The organism is Leclercia sp. G3L (assembly GCF_021117075.1).
Taxonomy (GTDB): Bacteria; Pseudomonadota; Gammaproteobacteria; order Enterobacterales; family Enterobacteriaceae; genus Enterobacter; species Enterobacter adecarboxylatus_C.
The window spans coordinates 3,507,671-3,529,067 of the sequence record NZ_CP088265.1; the positions used below are offsets into that span (position 1 = coordinate 3,507,671).

A 21,397-nucleotide genomic window follows, 5' to 3' on the forward strand; every position below is an offset into this window, starting at 1 on the left:
AGTATTTCAAATATATTTTATAGATTAAAATTTATGTATAAAACGCAACCGACTGAACGCGTTCTTAATTTACCCGCGGGCTACTACGGGATGGTGCTGGGGACCATTGGGATGGGCTTTGCCTGGCGTTACGCCAGCACTATCTGGCCGGTGACGCGCTGGCCGGGCGAGATCCTGGTGACGCTGGCGATGGTGATCTGGGCATTTCTGACCGTCGCTTTTCTCACCCGGGCGATACGTTTTCCGCGCAGCGTGCTGGCGGAGATGCGCCATCCGGTGATGAGCAGTTTTGTCAGCCTGTTTCCGGCCACCACCATGCTGGTGGCGATTGGCTTTGTGCCCTGGTATCACCCGCTGGCGCTGGCGCTGTTCACCGTTGGCGTGGTGGTGCAACTGAGCTATGCGGCGTGGCAGTCTGCCGGACTGTGGCGCGGCAAACACCCGGAGGAGGCGACTACCCCGGGCCTCTATCTGCCTACGGTGGCGAACAACTTTATCAGCGCGATGGCCTGCGGCGCGCTCGGGTTTCACGATGCCGGGCTGGTGTTCCTCGGGGCCGGGGTCTTCTCCTGGCTGAGCCTGGAGCCGGTGATTTTGCAGCGTCTGCGGAGCGCAGGCGAACTGCCCCCCGCGATGCGCACCTCCCTTGGGATCCAGCTGGCACCCGCGCTGGTGGCCTGTAGCGCCTGGTTCAGCGTCAACGGCGGCGAAGCCGATACCTTCGCTAAAATGCTGTTCGGCTACGGCCTGCTGCAGCTGCTGTTTACCCTGCGCCTGATGCCCTGGTATCTGTCGCAGCCGTTTAATGCGTCGTTCTGGAGCTTTTCGTTCGGCGTCTCGGCGTTGGCCACCACCGGTCTGCATCTGGGGCAGAGTAGCCCGTCCGGTTTTTTCCACGCCATCGCCATCCCGCTGTTTATTTTTACCAATGCCATCATTGCGCTATTACTGGTGCGCACGTTTATCCTGCTGATGCAGGGCAAACTGTTGGTCCGTGCAGACAAAGCAACGCTTATGCAAGCTGAGGAAAGAGAATGACTGTGTTTGATGAGAACTACTTTACCGAAAAATATGGCATGACCCGCACCCACTCTGAGGTGGTGTACAGCGCAGGGATGGTTAAACCGGGCAAAACCCTGGATCTCGGCTGCGGCAACGGACGTAACAGCCTCTACCTGGCGGCTAATGGCTTTGACGTTACCGCGTGGGATAAGAATGCGGCAAGCATCGATAACATCGAGAGTATCAAGGCCAAAGAGGGGATCGCTAACCTGCAGACGGCGATTCAGGATCTCAACAGCCTGCGCTTTGACGGCGAATACGATTTTATCCTCTCAACCGTCGTGCTGATGTTCCTCCAGCCAGAGACTATTCCGGGCCTGATTGACAACATGCAGCGCTGCACCAAACCGGGCGGCTATAACCTGATTGTGGCGGCAATGGATACCGAAGACTATCCGTGCAACGTCGGCTTCCCGTTTGCGTTCAAAACCGGGGAGCTGAGCGGCTACTATGCGGGCTGGGAACAGCTGAAGTACAACGAGGACGTCGGTGAGTTACACCGCACCGACGCCCAGGGGAATCGTATTAAACTGCGTTTCGCCACGCTGCTGGCGCGTAAACCAGCGTAACGGGCATTGCCCGGCGGCGCTTCGCTTGCACGGGCCTACAGGTCAGGGGTTTTGTAGGCCGGGTAAGGCGTCAGCCGCCACCCGGCTTAACGCGCCGCCAGCAGACAAAGCTGCAGCGCCGTATGATACGAGGCCTCGAACGATTTCAGCGGTAAAAACTCAAACTTCGAGTGGAAATTATGGGCACCGGTGAAGAAGTTCGGGGTCAACAGCCCCTTCGCTGAAAGCGCCGCGCCGTCAGTGCCGCCGCGCATCGGGGTCGGTTTCGGCGTGATGCCTAAGCTTTCCATCGCCTCAAACATCAGGTCGATAGCCCGACGATCTTCCCCTACGGCGTTGCTGATGTTGCTGTAGGTATCTTCGATGTGCCAGCTCACCTTCGCGGTAGGATGCTGTGCGGCGATCTTCTGCGCGACGTCGCCAATTTGCGCCTTACGGGCGGCAAAGCTGTCGCGATCGAAATCACGAATATTGGCCTTCAGCACCGCCTCGTTTTGCCCGGCCTGGATGCCGTTGAACCAGATGTAGCCTTCACGGCCTTCGGTATGCTCCGGGGTTTGCAGGCGATCGAAGTGGCTGATGTAGTCGGTGGCCATCAGCAGCGGGTTCACCAGCACCCCTTTGGCCGACATCGGGTGCGCGGTCACGCCGGTAAAGCGAATTTCCGCCGCTGCGGCATTGAAGTTCTCATAAACAATCTCCCCCAGCTCGCAGCAGTCGATAGTCCAGGCGAAATCAACGTCAAAACGCGCCAGATCCAGGGCTTTCGCCCCGCACAGGCCAATCTCTTCGTCCGGCACGAAGGCCACCACGATATCGCCATGTTGATGCTCTGCGGTGAGGTTCTCCAGCAGCGTCATCACCACGGTGACCGCCGCTTTGTTGTCTGCGCCCAGCACGCTGGTACCGTCGCTAAAGATAATCTCTTCGTTGGGATAGGCCAGAATTTCCGGGTGCTCGCTGACCCGCAGCCAGATATCTTTTTCACGGTTAAGACAGAGATCATCTCCGGTAAAAGTGAGGATCTGCGGATAAATATCCGGTGACAATCCCACGTCGACGGTATCGATATGGGTGATAAAACCGATGCGCGGTGCGCCGGGCACATTGCCCTTTTTCACCGCGGTAACGGTGGCAAATTCGTCGATCACAATGTCGTCCAGACCCAGCGTTTGCAGCTCCATCGCCAGTGCACGAGCCATCTCATGCTGACCGGGGGTGGAGGGCAGGGTTTTCACCTTCGGATCGCTCTGGCTGGTGATAGCCAGGTAGCGAAAGAAGCGTTGGGTTAATTGACTGGCGAGCGCGTGAGCCATGATGGATCCTTCTTTATTTGTGTTATCAGGTGTTTGCACAATCACTTTAGTGTTATTTATGGTTTGGCACGACAAAAATTCATTAGCCGTCAAATTAAAAGACAGGAAAACGCGATGAAAAGCAACCTCACAACCCTGGCACTGATGGTCGCCGCGCTGACGGTCAGTTCCACCGTTGCCGCTAAAACGCTGGTCTACTGTTCGGAAGGATCGCCGGAGAACTTTAACCCGCAACTCTATACCTCGGGCACCAGCGTGGATGCCAGCGCCGTACCGGTGTATAACCGGCTGGTGGATTTTACTCCGGGCACTACCGATCTGGTGCCGAGCCTGGCCGAAAGCTGGGACGTCAGCGAGGATGGCAAGGTCTATACCTTCCATCTGCGCAAAGGGGTCAAGTTCCAGAGCAATACGCTATTCACCCCGACACGAGACTTTAACGCCGATGATGTGATCTTCTCGTTTATGCGTCAGAAAGATGCCAGTCATCCGTATCACAACGTCTCCAACGGTAACTACTCCAATTTCGAGAGCCTGGAGTTCGGCAAGCTGATCGTCGCCATCGACAAAGTGGACGAGCATACGGTGCGCTTCACCCTGGCCCATCCGGAAGCGCCGTTCGTGGCGGACCTGGCCTGGTACTTCGCCTCAATCCTCTCTGCCGAATATGCCGACGCGATGCTGAAAGCCGGCACCCCGGAGAAGGTGGATATGGAGCCGATCGGCACCGGGCCGTTTAAGCTGGCGAAGTACCAGAAAGACTCGCGTATTCTGTTTACGGCGTTCCCTGAGTACTGGCAGGGCAAAGCGAAGCTGGATCGCCTGGTGTTCACCATCGTTCCGGACGCCTCGGTGCGCTTCGCCAAGCTGGAGAAAAACGAGTGCCAGGTGATGCCGTTCCCGAACCCCGCCGATCTGCCGCGGATGAAGGCCAACAAATATCTCAATCTCATGAGCAAGGCGGGGCTGAATACCGGCTTCCTGTCGTTCAATACGCAAAAACCGCCACTGGATAACGTCAAGGTGCGCCAGGCGCTGGCGATGGCGATCAACAAACCGGCCATTATCGAGGCCGTCTTCCAGGGCACCGGCACCGCCGCGAAAAACCTGCTGCCGCCGGGCGTCTGGAGCGCAGACAGTGAGTTGAAAGACTACGACTACGATCCAGAAAAAGCCAAAGCCCTGCTGAAAGAGGCCGGTTTTGCCAACGGGATGACCATCGACCTGTGGGCCATGCCGGTCCAGCGTCCGTACAACCCCAATGCCAAACGGATGGCCGAGATGATCCAGGCCGACTGGGCAAAAGTCGGCGTGCAGACTAAAGTCGTCACCTATGAGTGGGGGGAGTACCTCAAGCGGGTGAAGGGGGGTGAGCATCAGGCGGCGCTGATGGGTTGGACGACGGCAACGGGCGATCCGGATAATTTCTTCGGCCCGCTCTTTACCTGCACCTCGGCCAACGGCGGGTCGAATTCCGCCAAATGGTGTTATCCGCCATTTGATAAAATTATTGCCGAAGCGAAATCTATTACCGATCAGAATAAACGTGCGGCGTTATACCAGCAGGCACAGCAAATGATGCACGACCAAATGCCAGCGGTGATGATTGCGCACTCAACTATTTTTGAACCTGTACGCAAAGAAGTCACAGGTTATGAAATTGATCCGTTCGGTAAACATTTATTCTGGCAAGTGGATATAAAATAAACGTTTAATTCTGCCCGTCATCAAGACGGGCGATTTTTTTTTAATTTGTGCTGTCTTCATCATTTTTTGTCACTTTTTTTTCAGCCAACTTTTGCTATAACTTCAATTGCATATTTGCACTTAACAGGGATACACCCATTATGCGTACTACTACTTTATTTAAAGTTGCCGCGCTTTCCGGCCTGTTGCTTCTTGCTGGCTGTGCGTCAAAAGTGGCTGCGCCTGAACAATATTCAGGCTTTTTAAAAGACTACTCCGGGCTCCAGCAAACCACCTCTGCATCGGGTAAACCAACGCTGCGCTGGGTTGATCCGTCTTATAACGAAGCAAACTACGACAGCATTATCTGGAACAATATCACCTATTATCCGACGCCTAAGCCTACCACTCAGATCGGCCAACGCACGCTGGATGAACTGTTAAACTACACCAACACCAAAATGAAAACCGCTATCGGCCAGCGTAAGCCGATTGTGACGACGCCGGGTTCACGCAGCCTGATCTTCCGTGGCGCCATCACCGGTGTCAGCTCGCAGAAAGAAGGCCTGCAGTTCTATGAAGTTGTCCCTGTTGCGCTGGTGGTTGCCGGCACGCAAATGGCAACCGGTCACCGTACTATGGATACTCACCTCTTCTTTGAAGGTGAGCTGATTGACTCTAAGACCAACAAGCCGGTCATCAAAGTCGTCCGTAAGGGTGAAGGGAAAGAGCTGAATAACGAAAGTACACCAATGACCTTCGCGACCCTCAAGCAGGTTGTTGATGACATGGCGACCGATGCCACCATGTTTGATGTGAATAAAACCAAATAACCACAGACCGGCCTGCAACGCGCAGGCCGGTTTTTTTTACGCCGTTCGCAGCCGTCTGAACCAGTTCTCCGGTCGGGCAAACATCACCAGATTCCCCGTTAAGATCAGCAGCAGCCCGGCAATGCCGTTGCTGTGCCAGACGTACCCCTCGTACACCGTCGAGAACGAGAGCGCCACCAGCGGGAACAGCAGGGTGCTGTACGCCGCTTTGCCCGCACCAATCCGCCCGACCAGCGTGAAGTAAGCGCCAAAAGCAATCACCGAGCCAAAAAGCGCCAGATAGAGCAGAGCGCCCATATAGCTCACCGACCAGACCGGGGTGAAGTCATCCCCGCGGATCAGCGCAATCGCCCCCATCACCAGAGTGCCGTACAGCATCGCCCAGGCGTTGGTGGTCATGGTTTCCAGCCCGTTGCGCTGGTGGCGCAGGCTGATCATATTCCCGAGTGAGAAGCCGTAGGTGCCCAGCGCCGACAGGGCAATGCCGAACAGCAGGCCGGCGCTCCAGCCGCTGGCTAACAGGTCGTTCCAGAACAGGGTGATAATGCCGAGCAGCCCCAGCGCCGCCGCCAGATAAAAGCGTGCCGGTGGGCGCTGACCAAAAAAGAGGAAGCTGTTCAGGGCGTTATAGAGCACCGCCATCGAAAAAATCACCGATTCGAGGCCGGTATTGATATATCCCGCTGCCGTATAAAAGCACCAGAAATTAAAGCAGAAGACGCAGCAGCCCTGCAGGCCGCAAAACAGATGGTCGCGCAAGGCGAGCGGGCGCAGGCGTCGCAATATTAACAGCACCGCCATAATGGTGGCGGTGGCGACGGCGAAGCGCCAGAAAATAGAGACCGGCGCAGGCACCGGCCCCTGTTGTAAAAAGATGGCAATCCAGGTGGTTCCCCAGATCACGACCACCAGCGCGTACAATAATGCGTTCATCGTTTTTTCTCTTATCAGCAAAGTCTGACCCCAGTATGGCGGCAGCGAGAAGGGCCTTCTTTCACAGGCTTGCGGCGAACTTGCATATTCTTGCGCTTTTTTCCCGCCGGGGAGTCAACAGGGCTGGCACTGAAGTGAAGATCTTTTTAGACTCAATGGTTCTTATTTATCAGGGTGTGAGTCGCTATGGCTGAGATGTACGGTGCCTTTGAAAATCTGCGCAAGCATAAAGCGGTATTGCACAATGCCGTGGCGCTGAATTCAGGCATCCAGCTGGCGGCCTGGTCAAATAAACGCGACACCATTACGCAATATTGCGATCACCACACCCTGAGCCTCTATATTGCCGACGGCTACGAGAGCTATCACAAAACCAACGCGGGCTGGAAAAACGGCGGCGGCCCGGATCGCTTCTGCCTGATGCCAAAAGAGAGTGAATCCAGCTGGGATATCCGCGACAATCTGTCGTTTATCCATCTCTACTGTACCGACGCGCACCTGCGCAACGTCGGGGAGCAGATCTGGGATAAAAGCCCGTACAGCTTTACCCTGGACGAAAATCTGTTTGGCGACGATGCCAGCATTACCGCCCTGTACCGCCATTTTATCCTCGGCTGCGACTGGCAGCAGTCGGCCAACCAGCTCACGCTGAGTACCGCCTCAACGCTGCTTCTTACCCATCTGGTGCAGCATTACAGCAACGTGCAGTGGGCGCTCCCGACGGTAACGGGCGGCCTGTCGCCGTTCGTGCTGCGCAACGTGCTGGGGTTTATCGAAGAGAATCTGGCCCAGCCGCTGACCCTGGCGGATCTGGCGGGACAGGCGAGCTTAAGCGAGTTTCATTTTGCCCGCATGTTCCGTCAGTCGATGCAGATGGCGCCGCACCAGTATGTGATGCAGCGGCGGATGGAGAAGGCCAAAGTCCTGGTGCGATCCACCCGCCAGCCGCTGACCGAGATCGCGCTGGCCTGCGGGTTCAGCTCCGCCAGCCATTTCAGCAACCGCTTTCGCGCTGCCACCGGGCTGACGCCGTCCCAGCTACGCGCGTCGGGTGCGTAACAGCAGGGCATAGCAGACGCCGCCCGCCACTAATCCCCAGAACGCCGAGCCAATCCCGGCAAGCGTCGCGCCGCTGGCGGTGAGCAGAAAGGTCACGATCGCGGCATCGCGTTCGGCCTCATTATGCAGGGCCTGATGCAGACTGCCACCGATGGTACCCAGCAGCGCCAGCCCCGCCAGAGTCTGGATCCAGCTTAACGGCAGGGCCGCCATCAGCCCGCTAATCGAGCCGCCGAAAATCCCCGCCAGCAGATAAAAGATGCCTGCCGCCGCCGCGGCCAGCCAGCGTTTGCCGGCATCCGGGTGCGCATCCGGGCTCTGACAGATGGCGGCGGTGATCGCCGCAATGCAGATAGAGTACACGCCAAACGGCGACAGCAGCAGCGCCAGCCCGCCGGTAAAGACGATCAGCGGCGAAACCGCCACCGGGTAGCCGGAGGCTTTGAGCGTGGCGAACCCAGGCGCATTCTGCGAGGCCATGGTCACCAGGAAGAAGGGCAGACCGATACTGACAAGCGTGGTCAGGTTAAAGGTCGGGGCGATAAATTCCGGCATTACCACCGCCAAGGTTAACTTATCAGTGACAACGTCACCTTTCAGGGCCGCTACTGCACCGCCCACCAGCAGGGTAACCACGATGGCATAGCGCGGGGCGAAAGCTTTGGTAATAAGCCAGGCCAGCAACATGCTGCCGCACAGCAGCAGGTGCCCCTCCAGATTGCTGAAGGCCTGTAATCCGAAACGCAGCAGGACGCCCGCCAGCATCGCTGCCGCCAGGGAGTGGGGAATAATTTTCATCAGCCGGGCGAACAGGCCGCTCACGCCGCAAATCAAAATCAGCGCGTTAGCAAAGATAAAGATGCCGATGGTCTCTGACAGTGTCACCCCTTGCAGGCTGGTCGCCAGCAGGGCGGCTCCGGGCGTCGACCAGGCGGTGAGCACCGGGGCTTTATACCACCACGACAGCGCCAGGGTGCTGATCCCCATACCGATCCCCAGCGACGTCATCCAGCCTGCAATCTGTGGTGCCGTCGCGCCTGCCGCAGCGGCCGCCTGCCAGATGATGGCGGCAGAGCTGGCGTAGCCCACCAGCACGGCGACAAAACCTGATAACAGGGTGGGAAAGGTGAGCGAGGTTGCGCGCATGAGAACTCCGTTGTGCGTTATAACAGCCGTGAATGTAGCACTGTGCGTTATAGCATACAAGTGATACACTCGCGACAACGGGAGGGCCCATGGACATCACACAACATCTTGCCTTTACACTGAAAACGCTGCGTCAGGCGCGCGGCTGGAGCCTGTCAAAGCTGGCAGAAGAGACCGGCGTGTCGAAAGCGATGCTCGGCCAGGTGGAACGCAACGAATCCAGTCCGACAGTCTCAACGCTGTGGAAAATTGCCACCGGGCTGAACGTGCCGTTCTCCACCTTCATCACCCCCGAAGCGGAGAATCCGCCGGTCTTCGACCCGCAGCAGCAGGCGATGGTGGTCAAACCGCTGTTTCCCTGGGACGAGACGCTAAAGTATGATCATTTCTCGATTACCCTCGCCCCGGGCGCACTCAGCGAATCCACGCCGCACGAAGCCGGGGTGATTGAGCACGTGGTGGCGATCAGCGGGGAGCTGGAGATGCAGATCGACGGCGTCTGGCAGACGTTAGCCCCCGACACCGGCCTGCGATTTGCCGGAGATAAACCGCACGCCTACCGCAACAGCAGCGGCCAGACGGTGCACTTTCACTCGCTTATCCATTATCCCCGCTAAAGGCACGCAAAACTGTTTCACTGGCCCATACTTCTGACTACAATAGCCGCCATTTTGACCATAACGGATAACGACGAAGTATGCGCCTGCCATCCCATCATCTTGAACTCTTAAGCCCGGCTCGTGACGCCGCCATTGCCCGTGAAGCAATTCTTCACGGCGCCGATGCGGTCTATATCGGCGGCCCTGGATTTGGCGCCCGCCATAATGCCAGCAACAGCCTGCGCGATATCGCCGACCTGGTGCCGTTCGCCCACCGTTTCGGGGCGAAGGTGTTCGTGACCCTGAACACCATTCTTCATGATGATGAACTGGAGCCGGCGCAGCGTCTGATTACCGACCTTTATCAGACCGGCGTCGACGCGCTAATCGTCCAGGACATGGGTGTCCTCGAGATGGATATCCCGCCGATTGAGCTGCATGCCAGTACCCAGTGCGATATCCGCAGCGTGGAGAAAGCGAAGTTTCTCTCTGATGCCGGGTTCACCCAGATCGTGCTGGCGCGCGAGCTGAACCTCAATCAGATCCGCGATATTCACCAGGCGGCCGACGCCACCATCGAGTTCTTTATCCACGGCGCGCTGTGCGTGGCCTACTCCGGGCAGTGCAACATCTCTCACGCCCAGACCGGGCGCAGCGCCAACCGCGGCGACTGCTCCCAGGCCTGCCGTCTGCCCTATACCCTGAAAGACGATCAGGGCCGCGTGGTGGCCTTTGATAAACACCTCCTGTCGATGAAAGATAACGACCAGACCGCCAACCTTGGCGCGCTGATCGACGCGGGCGTACAATCCTTCAAGATTGAAGGGCGCTACAAAGACATGAGCTACGTGAAGAACATCACCGCTCATTATCGCCAGATGCTCGATGCCATCATTGAAGATCGCGGCGACCTGGCCCGCAGCTCCGCCGGGCGCACCGAGCACTTCTTTATTCCGTCCACCGATAAAACCTTCCACCGCGGCAGCACCGACTACTTCGTGAACGCGCGTAAAGACGACATCGGCGCCTTCGATTCACCGAAATTTATTGGCCTGCCGGTGGGTGAAGTGCTGAAGGTGGCGAAGGATTACCTTGACGTGGAAGTGACAGAACCGCTGGCGAACGGCGATGGCCTGAACGTGATGATCAAACGTGAAGTAGTGGGCTTCCGCGCCAATACGGTGGAGAAAACCGGCGAAAACCGCTACCGCGTCTGGCCGAACGAAATGCCCGCCGACATGTATAAAGCACGTCCGCATGCGGCCCTGAACCGTAACCTCGATCATAACTGGCAGCAGGCGCTGATGAAAACCTCCAGCGAGCGTCGTATCGCGGTGGACATTGAGCTGGGCGGCTGGGAAGAGCAGCTGATCCTCACCATGACCAGCGAAGACGGCACCAGTGTGACCCACACCCTGGATGGGATGTTTGAAGTCGCCAATAACGCCGAAAAAGCGCTGAACAATCTGAAAGACGGCATCGCCAAACTGGGCCAGACCATCTATTACGCCCGGGATATTCAGGTTAACCTGCCTGGCGCACTCTTTGTGCCGAACAGCCTGTTAAACCAGTTCCGCCGTGAAACCGCTGAAATGCTCGACGAAGCCCGTCTGGCGAATTACCCGCGCGGCAGCCGCAAAGCGGTCTCCGTACCGCCGCCGGTCTACCCGGAAACGCACCTCTCATTCCTGGCAAACGTCTACAACCATAAGGCACGGGCCTTCTATCAGCGCTATGGCGTTGAGCTGATCGATGCCGCTTATGAGGCGCACGAAGAGAAGGGCGATGTACCGGTGATGATCACCAAGCACTGTCTGCGCTTCGCCTTTAACCTCTGTCCGAAGCAGGCGAAGGGCAGCATCAAGAGCTGGAAGGCCACGCCTATGCAGCTGGTGAACGGCGATGAGGTGTTAACCCTGAAGTTTGACTGCCGTCCGTGCGAAATGCACGTCATCGGCAAGATGAAAAATCACATCTTTAAAATGCCTCAGCCGGGCAGCGTTGTGGCCTCCGTCAGCCCTGACGAACTGCTGAAAACGCTGCCGAAGCGTAAAGGCAGTTAATCAAAGAAAGTGAGTATCCGGTTTGCGCGACTTCTGCCAGTGGTGATGTTCGCGCAAACCCTCAGCGGAATCTTCCGCGACGGCGCGCAGCTCATCGCTGTCGGCTTCGTGGCGCAGCTGCTGATCGACGTTCTTCACCCAAAAAAATTCATGCCCTTTGTGTCCCGCCATCAGCTGCCCGGAAAAAAGCGCGCAGGTCAGCATCACTATCGATAACGTTTTTGTAAACATTCTGCCACCACCCGGTTACGTTGAGCGGCCATCATGCCGATAGTTCAGTTAGGTTATTATTAGGATCTTCAAAGGCGCGAAAAGGTTTTGTCAGAATTTGTCTGGGCATGGACTGTTCCCTCTCCCTTGCCGGGAGAGGGTTAGGGGTATTTAGTGCGCTTTAAACCCCGCCGCGGTCATCAGCACGCGGAAGAACATCCCCACCAGCGCCAGGGCCAGCACGCTGCCGCCCCAGATAATCACCATCCACATCAGACGTTTCCAGACAGGTTGATTCATCAGTGATAGCCCTCCCCAGGCTGGACTTTGCCGCGAAATACGTAATAGCTCCAGAAAGTGTAGACAAGGATGATCGGGATGATGAACAGCGCGCCCACTAACATAAAGCCCTGGCTCTGCGCTGGCGCGGCGGCCTGCCATAAGGTTATCGACGGCGGAATGATATGCGGCCAGATGCTGATCCCCAGCCCGCTAAAGCCGAGGAAGATTAACCCGAGGGTCAGCACGAAAGGCAGATGGTGGCTGTGCGGATTGTTCAGGCAGCGCCACTGCCACAGGCCCAATACCGCCACCAGAACCGGGACCGGCAGCAGGAAGAACAGGTTCGGCAGGCTGAACCAGCGGTCGGCAATCGCGGGCTGGGAAAGCGGTGTCCAGATGCTGATCGCCGCGATAATCCCCAGCAGCGCCAGCAGCAGACGCTTCGATACCTCACGCATCCGCCCCTGCAACGGGTTCTCACTTTTCATCACCAGCCAGGTGGCGCCTAAAAAGGCATAGGCCACCACCAGTCCCAGGCCGCAGAACAGATTGAAAGGGGTGAACCAGTCGAACGGGCCGCCGGCAAAGGCGCGGCCGCTGACAGCAAAACCGTTAATCACCGCGCCCACCACCATACCCTGGGTGAAGGTGGCCAGCACCGAGCCGCCGATAAACGCCTTATCCCAAAACGGACGGTGCGCGGGCGTCGCCTTGAAGCGAAACTCAAACGCCACGCCGCGGAAAATCAGGCCGATCAGCATCAGGGTCAGCGGGATGGTCAGGGCATCGACGATCACCGCATAGGCCAGCGGAAAGGCACCGAACAGCGCGGCGCCGCCCAGCACCAGCCAGGTTTCATTTCCGTCCCACACCGGGGCAACGCTGTTGACCATCACATCCCGGTCGTCGGCGTCCTGAATGGCGGGAAACAGAATGCCAATACCCAAATCAAACCCGTCCATCACGATATACATCAGGGTGGCGAAGACGATTATCACAAACCAGATCAGGGAAAGATCGATACCCATTATGGTGTCTCCTTGGTAGTAAACTCAGGGCTCGCTGCCGAGAGCGGGCGGGCCGGGCGACCATCGTTTTCGGTCGGGAAGGACTCTTCTTCCTGCGGACCCTTTTTAATCAGGCGCACCATATAGCTGTAGCCCACGCCAAACACCGAGGTGTAGACCACAATAAAGGCCAGCAGGCTGACGCTCATATGCAGATCGCCGTGGGCGGAGACCGCATCTTTGGTTCGTTGCAGGCCGTACACGACCCACGGCTGACGGCCCACTTCGGTAGTGACCCATCCGGCGAGAATAGCAATTAATCCCGACGGCCCCATCAGCAGGGCAAACCACAGGAAAGGCCGCGAGTGATAGAGCCGCTGCTTGTAGCGCAGCCACAGGGCAACGGCCCCCAGCAACAGCATCAGCATCCCCAGCCCGGCCATAATGCGGAACGACCAGAAGACGATGGTAGCGTTGGGGCGATCCTCTTTCGGGAACTCTTTCAGCGCCGGAACCTGCTTATCGAGGCTGTGGGTGAGGATCAGACTGCCGAGCGCCGGGATCTCCAGGCCGTAGCGGGTACGCTCCTGCTCCATATCCGGCCAGCCAAACAGCAGCAGGGGGGTAGGCTCGCCGGGCAGGTTCTCCCAGTGGCCTTCGATGGCGGCAATTTTGGCGGGCTGATGTTTCAGGGTGTTCAGACCATGCATATCCCCGACCATCGCCTGGATGGGGGCGACAATCAGCGTCATCCACAGCGCCATAGAAAACATGCGGCGAATGGCGGGGGTATTGTTGCCGCGTAGCAGGTGCCAGGCCGCCGAGGCTGCGACAAACAGGGCGCTGCTGAGGAACGCGGCAATCGACATATGCAGCAGGCGATACGGGAAGGAGGGGTTAAACACCACCGCAAACCAGTCCACCGGCACCACCTGGCCGTTGACGATCTCAAAGCCCTGCGGGGTCTGCATCCAGCTGTTGGAGGCGAGGATCCAGAAGGTTGAGATGATGGTGCCCAGCGCCACCATGCAGGTGGCAAAGAAATGCAGCCCCGGCCCGACTTTGTTCCAGCCGAACAGCATCACGCCGAGAAAACCGGCTTCGAGGAAGAAGGCGGTCAGCACTTCATAGGTCAGCAGCGGCCCGGTAATGCTGCCGGCAAACTGGGAGAAACCGCTCCAGTTGGTGCCAAACTGGTAGGCCATCACCAGCCCGGAGACCACGCCCATGCCAAAGTTGACGGCGAAGATCTTCGACCAGAAATGGTACAGCGAGCGCCATACAGGGTTTTTGCTTTTCAGCCAAAGCCCCTCCAGCACCGCCAGATAGCTGGCGAGGCCAATGGTTATCGCCGGGAAAATAATGTGGAAGGAGACAGTAAAGGCAAACTGGATCCTCGCCAGATGAAACGCATCTAAACCAAACATGCACAACCTCAGGGTAAAACGGTGTGGCTGTTATGGTAATGAGGCAGGAAGCGAAGTATCAGAGACAGAAAAGGGGAATTTAGCTATAACAGTTTGGGAGAAATGCATGAAATCATTCCCCTGTTATATCTTTAAGCGCATTCTCGTGAGTTTTAAACATTAATTCTGCTTGAGAATAAAATAATTCTGGGAGATGACGGGGACAAAGCCCCGTCATTGTCAGCGGATTTTGCGTTTATGCCTATAACGGGCGATAAGCCAGATTAACAACGAGGTCAGGATCAGAGATAACACTGATAAACTGAAAATGTATCGGTCGTACCATTGTGCTTCGGTTAGAAAACCAAACTTATCCGTGTAAATGTCATACAGATAGACGTCAGGCATGACAATGCACAATAACGAATACACAAGACACAGAAGCGCCAACTCCATTAGCCATATCACTACGCTTGTACCGGGTTTCATCAATATACCTGTATAGTGCCAAATGCTTTAAGCTCCGCGGTAATAAGTAAAGAACCGGCGCTTAATAATGCATGATGGAGGATTCGATAATGAGAATGGTTTGGCAACGTAATACACCCTTCACTAATTCCAGAAGTGCCAGCAGGATGTAGACGAAAAGCACCGCGTTCCACGCTACCAATAAAAGTTAAATCATCTATAGCCCCATCATCCCGGTAAAGTGCAAACCAAAAGTCACGATTCGAACCGCTCTCCAGTTCTTTGAGCATATCGTGCCATCGGGATCCGATGCCTCCGCGGGAACGGGTTACGATGAAATATTTTCCGGGAGGCAATGGACCTTTCTTTTTCAGAGCAATAGCATCCGGATTATTTCTGTTGGCACCAGCATGTCCAGAATATGCCGGGAAAAAACCCAACCCCGGACAGCTTAAGGTAGACATCTGCCCACCGTTTAAATGAAAAGTGCAGCGGATCATCTCTCATTCCACGCATCAGAAAAAATAATATTTCCATCACAGTGCTTCCAGGTGATTTTTTCGTATCGTAAAGCAATAGATTCGAGATGATTATGTTTTTCAGTGGAGGGATTTTTCACATCATGCATAAGAGGACAAACGGAAACGACTTTTACCCCTTCGAGGAGCATATTAAAGTACTCTTCTTCAAATCCGGCATCATTTATACGATACCATTTAAATTCTGCTGATTTGAGCGTTTGCCCGTGGGCAACGGCTTTATAGAGGTATGGACTGGAAGAGTCGAATTCTTTCTCAAAAACAAGTGCGCTATGGACGCGTGTACCGGTTATCTTTCCGGTATTACTGTCCGTAGGTAAATGAAGACCGTGACCAAATCCAAATATCTCAATACTTCCTTCACGATCCTGAACATCTACGGAACCACGAATATCCGCGCCACCATCATCCTTTAACCACAGATAGGCCGGTATTGCCATGTCAAACTCCTTTTGTCAGTTAGCTTAAAAAACAGGCATTACTTAACAAGGGTTTTATGACAAAGGCCAGGCATATCGTGCTATAGTTATTATAAATAAATCATGTGGTTATATACGGATTAATAATTCGGTGAAGGCAACGTCTCACATAATATTACCTACATGAGACGTTATTTCTTTATTCGTTGCGCCAGCCCATTTCCGGGGCAACATGCTTCAGAATCGACTCAATCACATGCACGTTATAGTCGACGCCCAATTGATTCGGCACGGTGAGTAACAACGTATCCGCTTCCGCAATCGCTTCGTCCTGTTTCAGCTGGGCAATCAGCTTGTCAGGCTCGGCAGCATAGCTGCGCCCGAAAATGGCACGGGTTTTCTCATCCAGGTAACCCACGCTGTCGCTTTCGTTACGACTGGAGCCGAAATACATCCGATCGCGGTCGTCCATCAGGGCAAAAATGCTGCGGCTGACCGAGACTCGCGGCGTGCGGGTGTGTCCCGCTTCGGCCCAGGCATCACGGTAGGCGCGGATCTGTTTTGCCTGCTGGATATGGAACGGCTCGCCGGTTTCGTCGTCCTTCAGGGTCGAGCTTTGCAGGTTCATCCCCAGCTTCGCGGCCCACACGGCAGTGGCGTTCGAACCCGCTCCCCACCAGATCCGATCCCGCAGCCCTTCGGAGTGCGGCTCAACGCGCAGCAGGCCCAGCGGGTTAGGGAACATCGGCTGTGGATTGGGTTTGGCAAAACCTTCACCGCGCAGGGCTTCCAGCAGCACTTCGGTGTGGCGACGGGCCATATCAGACTCGTTTTCACCTTCGCCCGGTACATAACCAAAGTAGCGCCAGCCGTCGATCACCTGCTCCGGGGAGCCGCGACTGATGCCCAGCTGCAAACGTCCACCGGAAATTAAGTCGGCTGAACCGGCATCCTCCGCCATATACAGCGGGTTTTCATAGCGCATATCGATAACGCCGGTACCGATCTCAATCCGGCTGGTTTTCGCGCCAATTGCCGCCAGCAGCGGGAAGGGGGAGGCGAGCTGACGGGCGAAATGGTGCACGCGGAAGTAAGCGCCATCCGCGCCCAGCTCTTCAGCGGCAACCGCCAGATCGATGGATTGCAGCAAGGCATCAGCGGCGGTACGGGTTCCAGACTGCGGCGAGGGCGTCCAGTGACCAAATGACAAAAATCCGATCTTTTTCATGTCGGGATTTCCTGGGTTCAGATAAAAACAGTGACCTTTACTTTACGGATTACCGGATGAGAAGAAATGCCGTTTATTTCACAGATGTGGTCAAAAAATTTGAAGGAATACAGAGAGTCGCTTAACCAAAAGAATTTTATCGTGAAAAGCGCTTGCATCCTTTCTTCGGTTGTGCGTAAATGGATTTTCGGTTTGAATGCCAAAAAAATATCCGTCGCAGTCCCTTAAAGCATCTCTCAACACGTTGTGCCTCTCCGCAGCCTCTCTTGGGTTTTATCTTTACGCTCTGAACGCTCTGATTAGTTTTGTCTCAGACCTCTAATGCCTTAAAGGCCCAATTTAGTATTTAACGTTTTTACGTTCAGGAGATTTACATGAGTTCTACTATCCATTTTCGTTGCCCGTGCTGTCATGGTTCGCAGTTCCGCACCTCCATTTTCGACGTGTCTGAAAAAAATCCACACGGCGCGAAGTGCATTTTCTGCAAATCATCGATGATCACCCTCGATCATTTAGCGGCCTCCCGCCATGCGCGTCAGGTGCCGTTTGAGTTTCGTAAGTAAGCCAGTCGGGCGCCGTCACGCCTGCTGAATTCTTCACTACTACCTATAACAGTTTATTAATCCTGCCTTTTTTCTCCTGCTGATATACACTGTGATGCAGCAAGGAGAACCCGATGAAAAAATACCAGCGCCTGGCGCAGCAAATCATTTTGCAGATCGAGCTTGGTGTCTGGCAGCCCGGCGATAAGCTGCCCTCCCTGCGTGAGCAGGTCACCAGCAGCGGAATGAGCTTTATGACCGTCGGTCATGCGTATCAGATGCTGGAGAGCCAGGGGCGCATTGTGGCCCGTCCACAGTCGGGCTACTACGTCGCGGCCCGTCCTACCGGGCAGCAGCCGATGCCGCCCGCGCAGGTGATGCGCGACGAAGCGGTGGATATCAACACTTATATCTTCGACGTGTTACAGGCCAGCCGCGATCCCTCGGTGGTGCCCTTTGCCTCGGCCTTTCCCGATCCGCGTCTCTTTCCGTTACAGCAGCTGAACCGCTCCCTGGCGAACGTCAGCAAGACCGCCACCGCCATGAGCGTGATCGAGAACCTGCCGCCGGGCAACGTCGATCTGCGTCACGCCATCGCCCGACGCTACGCGCAGCAGGGGATGAACATCTCCCCGGATGAAATTGTTATTACCGCCGGTGCCCTCGAAGCGCTGAATCTCAGCCTGCAGGCGGTCACCGAACCGGGCGACTGGGTGATTGTGGAAAACCCCTGCTTCTACGGGGCGTTACAGGCACTTGAACGTCTGAAATTAAAGGCGCTGTCGGTGGCCACCGACGTGCACGAGGGGATCGATCTCAACGCCCTGGCGCAGGCGCTGAACGACTATCCGGTCAAAGCCTGCTGGCTGATGACCAACGGCCAGAACCCGCTGGGCTTTACCCTCAGCGCGGACAAAAAAGCGCAGCTTATCGCCTTGCTCACCGAACATAACGTCACGCTGATTGAGGACGACGTCTACAGCGAACTCTATTACGGCCGCGAAAAGCCGCTCCCGGCCAAAGCCTGGGACCGCAGCGACATGACGCTGCACTGCTCATCCTTCTCCAAATGTCTGGTCGCCGGGTTCCGTATTGGCTGGGTGGCGGCCGGGAAACATGCCCGCCGTATTCAGCAGCTACAGCTCATGAGCACTTTGTCCACCAGCTCACCGATGCAGCTCGCGCTGGTGGATTATCTCGCCACCAAACGCTACGACGCCCATCTCAGGCGCTTGCGCCGCACGCTGGCCGAGCGTAAACAGCAGGCGTGGCAGGCACTGCTGCGCCATCTGCCGGCTGAAGTGAAAATCCATCACAGCGACAGCGGCTATTTTTTGTGGCTGGAGCTGCCCGCGCCGCTCGATGCCGGGGAGCTTAGCGCCAGGGCGCTGGAGCACCACATCAGCATTGCGCCGGGCAAAATGTTCTCCACCTCTGACACCTGGACGCCGTTTTTCCGCTTCAATACCTCCTGGGCCTGGGGAGAGCGGGAGGAGCAGGCGGTGATCCAGTTAGCGCAGATAATTAGCGGAATGTTAAACGCGCAAAAATAGTATTTTCGCGCGATTGATCCGCGCGTCTGAATAAAGTTTTCTTATCCCGTTAATCACGCCGCAATTAATTTGCGGCGTTTTTTTATGGTCGCTCATAGGAAATATGCATAACGCCAGCGCCTGCTAACCCCTTGTCTATAATCCAGTTACCGGGGAATGCGCCCCCGGTCACAACCTGGTGAAATTTCCACAGCCCGCCGGGTGCGCGGCATTGGCGCGGTCTACGTTTAATTCAGGAGATATTCTTATCGGCACGGCTGCCTTCTGATTTCATTACGACAGGAGTAAGACGTATGAGCAAAAAATTTGCCCGTAGCAGCCTGTGCGCGCTCGGCATGACTGTTTTGACTGCGCAGGCAGCGGAGCCGCCAAAAGAGATCGGTCAGGGCGAAGGTCGGCTGGATATCATTGCCTGGCCGGGCTACATCGAACGCGGCGAGACCGATAAAGCCTACGACTGGGTCACCGCCTTTGAAAAAGAGACCGGCTGTAAAGTGAACGTCAAAACCGCCGCCACCTCCGACGAGATGGTCAGCCTGATGGCGAAGGGCGGTTACGATCTGGTGACCGCCTCCGGCGACGCCTCCCTGCGTCTGATCATGGGAAAACGGGTTCAGCCCATTAATCCCGATCTGATCCCCAACTGGAAAACCCTCGACCCGCGCATCGTCAAAGGGGAGTGGTTTAACGTCGACGGTAAGGCCTACGGCACGCCCTATCAGTGGGGGCCAAACCTGCTGATGTACAACACCAAAACCTTCCCGACCCCGCCCGACAGCTGGGGCGTGGTGTTTAAAGAACAAAACCTCCCGGATGGCAAAACCAACAAAGGGCGAGTTCAGGCCTACGATGGCCCGATCTATGTTGCCGATGCGGCGCTGTACGTCAAAGCCACCCAGCCGGATCTGGGGATCACCGACCCCTATCAGCTGACCGAAGCGCAGTACGCGGCAGTCCTGAAAGTGCTTAAAGATCAGCACGCGCTGATCCACCGCTACTGGCACGACACTACCGTACAGATGAGTGATTTCAAAAACGAAGGGGTGGTTGCCTCCAGCGCCTGGCCTTATCAGGCTAACGCCCTCAAAGGCGAGAATCAGCCGATTGGCACCGTCTTCCCGAAAGAGGGGGTGACGGGCTGGGCGGACACCACCATGCTGCACGCCGACGCCAAACATCCGATGTGCGCCTACAAATGGATGAACTGGTCGTTGACGCCAAAAGTGCAGGGCGATCTCGCAGCGTGGTTCGGTTCATTGCCGGTGGTGGCGGAAGGTTGTAAAGCCAGCACCCTGCTGGGCGACAAAGGCTGTGAAACCAACGGCTACAACTATTTCGACAAAATCATGTTCTGGAAAACGCCCATCGCCAACGGCGGAAAATTTGTGCCTTACAGCCGCTGGGTGCAGGACTACATCGCCATCATGGGTGGTCGTTAAGCGCCAGGGAGCGGATTATGACGTACGCAGTAGAGTTTAACGATGTCTCACGCCTGTATGGCGACGTGCGTGCGGTGGACGGGGTAACGATCCGGATTCGTGACGGCGAGTTTTTCTCAATGCTGGGGCCTTCGGGCTCCGGCAAAACCACCTGCCTGCGCCTGATTGCCGGTTTCGAACAGCTGAGCGGGGGCACAATCTCCCTTTTTGGCAAAGACGCCAGCGAGCTCCCGCCCTGGGAGCGTGACGTTAATACCGTCTTTCAGGACTACGCCCTGTTTCCCCACATGTCGATCCTCGAGAACGTGGCCTATGGGCTGATGGTAAAAGGAATTAACAAATCCACCCGTCAGGCCCAGGCGCGAGAGGCCCTGGATAAGGTCGGCCTCAGCTTCGCGGAAACCCGCAAACCCTCCCAGCTCTCCGGCGGACAGCGTCAGCGGGTGGCGATTGCCCGGGCGCTGGTTAATCAGCCCCGGGTGCTGCTGCTGGATGAGCCCCTCGGCGCACTGGATCTGAAACTGCGCGAGCAGATGCAGTTTGAGCTGAAAAAATTGCAGCAGGAGCTGGGCATCACCTTTATTTTCGTCACCCACGATCAGGGCGAAGCGCTGTCGATGTCGGACCGGGTGGCGGTGTTCAACAATGGCCGTATCGAACAGGTGGATACCCCGCGCGAGCTCTACCTGCGCCCGCGCACGCCGTTCGTTGCCAGCTTCGTCGGCACCTCGAACGTTTTCACGGACGCCCTGGCGCAGCGCGTCTGCGGCCTGACGGGGAGTTACTCCCTGCGCCCGGAACATATTCGCCTCGACGGGGAGGGAGAAATTCAGGTTCAGGGCCGGGTGCAGGCCGTGCAGTTCCAGGGGGCGTCCACCCGCTTTGAGCTCCGTCTTGCCGGGGGGGAAAAGCTGCTGGTGAGCCAGGCGAACCTGACCGGTGCCGCGCTGGCCGCAGGGGTGGAACCCGGGCAGACGGTGACCGCCTCCTGGGCGCGCGACGCCATGGTGCCGCTGCATGAGGAGGGGTGAAATGGAC

At 56.5% G+C, this 21,397-nt stretch carries 21 protein-coding genes; 11 read left to right on the forward strand and 10 right to left on the reverse strand.

The features are described from left to right. Positions 1-33 precede the first annotated feature (33 nt). The gene (tehA, locus tag LRS40_RS18235; RefSeq protein WP_231312275.1) at positions 34-1,038 is read left to right on the forward strand and encodes a dicarboxylate transporter/tellurite-resistance protein TehA; all 1,005 of its coding nucleotides are present in this window, start codon (positions 34-36) and stop codon (positions 1,036-1,038) included. Next, entirely contained in the window at positions 1,035-1,631 is a 597-nt protein-coding gene (gene tehB, locus LRS40_RS18240; RefSeq protein ID WP_156263857.1) for a tellurite resistance methyltransferase TehB, read from the forward strand. The genes tehA and tehB overlap by 4 nt, the downstream gene beginning before the upstream one ends. A gap of 86 nt (positions 1,632-1,717) precedes the next feature. Here the strand turns inward: tehB and pepT are convergent, their stop codons facing one another. Next, positions 1,718-2,947, reverse strand: a complete 1,230-nt coding sequence (pepT, locus tag LRS40_RS18245; protein WP_142489585.1) for a peptidase T — start codon at positions 2,945-2,947, stop codon at positions 1,718-1,720. A 114-nt stretch (positions 2,948-3,061) separates the two neighbouring features. Between pepT and LRS40_RS18250 the strand changes: the two genes are divergently transcribed. Together LRS40_RS18250 and LRS40_RS18255 are read left to right on the forward strand one after the other, a co-directional pair. Then, entirely contained in the window at positions 3,062-4,654 is a 1,593-nt protein-coding gene (locus tag LRS40_RS18250) for an ABC transporter substrate-binding protein (RefSeq protein WP_231312276.1), read from the forward strand. A 140-nt stretch (positions 4,655-4,794) separates the two neighbouring features. Beyond that, positions 4,795-5,466 (forward strand): DUF3313 domain-containing protein, encoded by a 672-nt coding sequence (locus tag LRS40_RS18255; RefSeq protein WP_142489583.1) that lies wholly within the window; start codon positions 4,795-4,797, stop codon positions 5,464-5,466. Positions 5,467-5,502: 36 nt separating this feature from the next. Here LRS40_RS18255 and LRS40_RS18260 read toward each other — a convergent pair whose 3' ends face one another. Beyond that, complete coding sequence (locus LRS40_RS18260; protein ID WP_231312277.1) at positions 5,503-6,399, reverse strand: DMT family transporter; 897 nt, start codon at positions 6,397-6,399, stop codon at positions 5,503-5,505. A gap of 186 nt (positions 6,400-6,585) precedes the next feature. Between LRS40_RS18260 and LRS40_RS18265 the strand changes: the two genes are divergently transcribed. Next, positions 6,586-7,458, forward strand: a complete 873-nt coding sequence (locus LRS40_RS18265; RefSeq protein ID WP_231312278.1) for an AraC family transcriptional regulator — start codon at positions 6,586-6,588, stop codon at positions 7,456-7,458. On the opposite strand, the gene LRS40_RS18270 is transcribed toward LRS40_RS18265, so the two are convergent. Then, positions 7,438-8,625: a benzoate/H(+) symporter BenE family transporter gene (locus LRS40_RS18270; protein ID WP_255673663.1), complete on the reverse strand. Its 1,188-nt coding sequence runs from the start codon at positions 8,623-8,625 to the stop codon at positions 7,438-7,440. The genes LRS40_RS18265 and LRS40_RS18270 overlap by 21 nt on opposite strands. A 68-nt stretch (positions 8,626-8,693) precedes the next feature. Between LRS40_RS18270 and LRS40_RS18275 the strand changes: the two genes are divergently transcribed. Next, positions 8,694-9,221 carry a helix-turn-helix domain-containing protein gene (locus tag LRS40_RS18275; protein ID WP_156263850.1) on the forward strand — a complete coding sequence of 176 codons (528 nt, stop codon included), beginning with the start codon at positions 8,694-8,696 and terminating at the stop codon, positions 9,219-9,221. An 80-nt stretch (positions 9,222-9,301) separates the two neighbouring features. Further along, a complete protein-coding gene (locus LRS40_RS18280; protein WP_156263849.1) occupies positions 9,302-11,266 on the forward strand; it encodes a U32 family peptidase in 1,965 nt (654 codons plus the stop codon). Here LRS40_RS18280 and LRS40_RS18285 read toward each other — a convergent pair whose 3' ends face one another. From LRS40_RS18285 to LRS40_RS18315, 7 genes are all read right to left on the reverse strand, one after another. Beyond that, positions 11,267-11,497 (reverse strand): DUF2554 family protein, encoded by a 231-nt coding sequence (locus LRS40_RS18285; protein WP_142489577.1) that lies wholly within the window; start codon positions 11,495-11,497, stop codon positions 11,267-11,269. A gap of 150 nt (positions 11,498-11,647) precedes the next feature. Further along, complete coding sequence (locus tag LRS40_RS18290) at positions 11,648-11,776, reverse strand: DUF2474 domain-containing protein (RefSeq protein WP_142489576.1); 129 nt, start codon at positions 11,774-11,776, stop codon at positions 11,648-11,650. Next, entirely contained in the window at positions 11,776-12,786 is a 1,011-nt protein-coding gene (cydB, locus tag LRS40_RS18295) for a cytochrome d ubiquinol oxidase subunit II (RefSeq protein WP_231312280.1), read from the reverse strand. The genes LRS40_RS18290 and cydB overlap by 1 nt, the downstream gene beginning before the upstream one ends. Further along, the gene (locus LRS40_RS18300; RefSeq protein ID WP_231312281.1) at positions 12,786-14,192 is read right to left on the reverse strand and encodes a cytochrome ubiquinol oxidase subunit I; all 1,407 of its coding nucleotides are present in this window, start codon (positions 14,190-14,192) and stop codon (positions 12,786-12,788) included. The genes cydB and LRS40_RS18300 overlap by 1 nt, the downstream gene beginning before the upstream one ends. Before the next feature lie 467 nt (positions 14,193-14,659). Next, a complete protein-coding gene (locus LRS40_RS18305; protein ID WP_231312282.1) occupies positions 14,660-15,139 on the reverse strand; it encodes a DUF2778 domain-containing protein in 480 nt (159 codons plus the stop codon). After that, positions 15,136-15,618, reverse strand: coding sequence for an Hcp family type VI secretion system effector (locus tag LRS40_RS18310; protein WP_231312283.1), 483 nt, complete (start codon positions 15,616-15,618; stop codon positions 15,136-15,138). Before LRS40_RS18310 ends, LRS40_RS18305 begins: the two co-directional genes overlap by 4 nt. Positions 15,619-15,796: 178 nt before the next feature. Continuing rightward, on the reverse strand, positions 15,797-16,825 hold the full coding sequence (locus LRS40_RS18315) for an LLM class flavin-dependent oxidoreductase (RefSeq protein WP_231312284.1): 1,029 nt from the start codon (positions 16,823-16,825) through the stop codon (positions 15,797-15,799). Positions 16,826-17,199: 374 nt separating this feature from the next. Here LRS40_RS18315 and LRS40_RS18320 point away from each other — a divergent pair, with 374 nt between their 5' ends. The 4 genes from LRS40_RS18320 (at position 17,200) to LRS40_RS18335 (ending at position 21,390) form a co-directional block, all read left to right on the forward strand. Next, positions 17,200-17,388, forward strand: a complete 189-nt coding sequence (locus LRS40_RS18320; protein WP_142489569.1) for a cold-shock protein — start codon at positions 17,200-17,202, stop codon at positions 17,386-17,388. A gap of 113 nt (positions 17,389-17,501) precedes the next feature. Continuing rightward, the gene (locus LRS40_RS18325) at positions 17,502-18,920 is read left to right on the forward strand and encodes a PLP-dependent aminotransferase family protein (protein ID WP_231312285.1); all 1,419 of its coding nucleotides are present in this window, start codon (positions 17,502-17,504) and stop codon (positions 18,918-18,920) included. A gap of 293 nt (positions 18,921-19,213) precedes the next feature. Further along, the gene (gene ydcS, locus LRS40_RS18330) at positions 19,214-20,359 is read left to right on the forward strand and encodes a putative ABC transporter substrate-binding protein YdcS (RefSeq protein ID WP_142489567.1); all 1,146 of its coding nucleotides are present in this window, start codon (positions 19,214-19,216) and stop codon (positions 20,357-20,359) included. Between the two features lie 17 nt (positions 20,360-20,376). Further along, a complete protein-coding gene (locus tag LRS40_RS18335; RefSeq protein ID WP_231312286.1) occupies positions 20,377-21,390 on the forward strand; it encodes an ABC transporter ATP-binding protein in 1,014 nt (337 codons plus the stop codon). Positions 21,391-21,397: the final 7 nt, after the last annotated feature.

Coding starts and splice junctions, on each gene's coding strand:
- tehA (WP_231312275.1), top strand. CDS start 34: ATGTATAAAACGCAACCGACTGAACGCGTTCTTAATTTACCCGCGGGC.
- tehB (WP_156263857.1), top strand. CDS start 1,035: ATGACTGTGTTTGATGAGAACTACTTTACCGAAAAATATGGCATGACC.
- pepT (WP_142489585.1), bottom strand. CDS start 2,947: ATGGCTCACGCGCTCGCCAGTCAATTAACCCAACGCTTCTTTCGCTAC.
- LRS40_RS18250 (WP_231312276.1), top strand. CDS start 3,062: ATGAAAAGCAACCTCACAACCCTGGCACTGATGGTCGCCGCGCTGACG.
- LRS40_RS18255 (WP_142489583.1), top strand. CDS start 4,795: ATGCGTACTACTACTTTATTTAAAGTTGCCGCGCTTTCCGGCCTGTTG.
- LRS40_RS18260 (WP_231312277.1), bottom strand. CDS start 6,399: ATGAACGCATTATTGTACGCGCTGGTGGTCGTGATCTGGGGAACCACC.
- LRS40_RS18265 (WP_231312278.1), top strand. CDS start 6,586: ATGGCTGAGATGTACGGTGCCTTTGAAAATCTGCGCAAGCATAAAGCG.
- LRS40_RS18275 (WP_156263850.1), top strand. CDS start 8,694: ATGGACATCACACAACATCTTGCCTTTACACTGAAAACGCTGCGTCAG.
- LRS40_RS18280 (WP_156263849.1), top strand. CDS start 9,302: ATGCGCCTGCCATCCCATCATCTTGAACTCTTAAGCCCGGCTCGTGAC.
- LRS40_RS18285 (WP_142489577.1), bottom strand. CDS start 11,497: ATGTTTACAAAAACGTTATCGATAGTGATGCTGACCTGCGCGCTTTTT.
- LRS40_RS18290 (WP_142489576.1), bottom strand. CDS start 11,776: ATGAATCAACCTGTCTGGAAACGTCTGATGTGGATGGTGATTATCTGG.
- cydB (WP_231312280.1), bottom strand. CDS start 12,786: ATGGGTATCGATCTTTCCCTGATCTGGTTTGTGATAATCGTCTTCGCC.
- LRS40_RS18300 (WP_231312281.1), bottom strand. CDS start 14,192: ATGTTTGGTTTAGATGCGTTTCATCTGGCGAGGATCCAGTTTGCCTTT.
- LRS40_RS18305 (WP_231312282.1), bottom strand. CDS start 15,139: ATGATCCGCTGCACTTTTCATTTAAACGGTGGGCAGATGTCTACCTTA.
- LRS40_RS18310 (WP_231312283.1), bottom strand. CDS start 15,618: ATGGCAATACCGGCCTATCTGTGGTTAAAGGATGATGGTGGCGCGGAT.
- LRS40_RS18315 (WP_231312284.1), bottom strand. CDS start 16,825: ATGAAAAAGATCGGATTTTTGTCATTTGGTCACTGGACGCCCTCGCCG.
- LRS40_RS18320 (WP_142489569.1), top strand. CDS start 17,200: ATGAGTTCTACTATCCATTTTCGTTGCCCGTGCTGTCATGGTTCGCAG.
- LRS40_RS18325 (WP_231312285.1), top strand. CDS start 17,502: ATGAAAAAATACCAGCGCCTGGCGCAGCAAATCATTTTGCAGATCGAG.
- ydcS (WP_142489567.1), top strand. CDS start 19,214: ATGAGCAAAAAATTTGCCCGTAGCAGCCTGTGCGCGCTCGGCATGACT.
- LRS40_RS18335 (WP_231312286.1), top strand. CDS start 20,377: ATGACGTACGCAGTAGAGTTTAACGATGTCTCACGCCTGTATGGCGAC.